This is a genomic window from Mesorhizobium waimense, assembly GCF_003601975.1.
Lineage (GTDB): Bacteria > Pseudomonadota > Alphaproteobacteria > Rhizobiales > Rhizobiaceae > Mesorhizobium > Mesorhizobium waimense.
The window spans coordinates 1-899 of record NZ_QZWZ01000172.1; the positions used below are offsets into that span (position 1 = coordinate 1).

1 protein-coding gene is annotated in these 899 nt (G+C 61.4%); it reads left to right on the top strand.

The window, feature by feature from the left end; translation table 11 throughout:
- Positions 1-96: 96 nt before the first annotated feature.
- The coding region (locus tag D3227_RS40445) for an IS110 family RNA-guided transposase (protein WP_147377841.1) at positions 97-899 on the top strand (803 nt) is incomplete at its 3' end.

Genomic DNA, 899 nt, shown 5'->3' on the forward strand with positions numbered 1-899 from the left:
TGCTGGGCCTGAGGGCGGCCCGTCATCCGATATGCAACGGTACGAGGGTTAAGCCGGCTGGCCGGCGCAGAGCCTCATGCATAGGAGACGGGCCATATGGAACATATCAGATTTGTCGGTTTGGATCTTCACAAGGAACGGATTTCGATCGCTGTGGCAGAGAGCGGACGCGGCGGATCGGTGGAATATCTCGGCGAGATTACCAACGACCCTGATGCCATCAACAAGCTATGCGATCGTCTGGGGCGTTCCGGCAAGCCGCTGGCGTTTTGCTATGAGGCCGGCCCGTGCGGTTATGGCGTTTATCGCCAACTCACAAGCCTGGGCCATCGGTGCGACGTGGTGGCGCCATCGCTGATTCCGAGGAAGCCTGGCGATCGGGTGAAGACAAACCGTCGCGACGCCACCATGCTCGCCCGCCTCAATCGGGCCGGAGAGTTGACCCCCGTCTGGGTGCCCGATACCGATCACGAAGCCATGCGCGACCTGATCCGGCTGCGCAGTGTCGTGCGACAGGTGGTGACGCGAGCGCGTCAACATCTTCAGGGATTTCTGCTGCGTCACGGGCATAAGCACGAGCGCGGGACAGCCTGGCGAATGGCTTACCGGCGATGGCTTTCGACCCTAGCCTTCGAACATCCCGCTCAGCAGATCGCATTTCAGGATTACGTCGACGCCGTCATGGATGCGGAGCGGCGCCTGCAGCAGGTCGAGGGACAGATATTCAGCCTGCTCCCGGAATGGAACCAGCGACCGGTTGTTGACGCCTTGCAGGCAATGCGGGGTATCGCGCTGATCAACGCCGTGGTGCTGGTCGCGGAAGTCGGTGACTTCACGCGTTTCTCCAATCCACGCCAGCTCATGGCCTATTTCGGCCTGGTCCCTGGCGAGCAATCGAG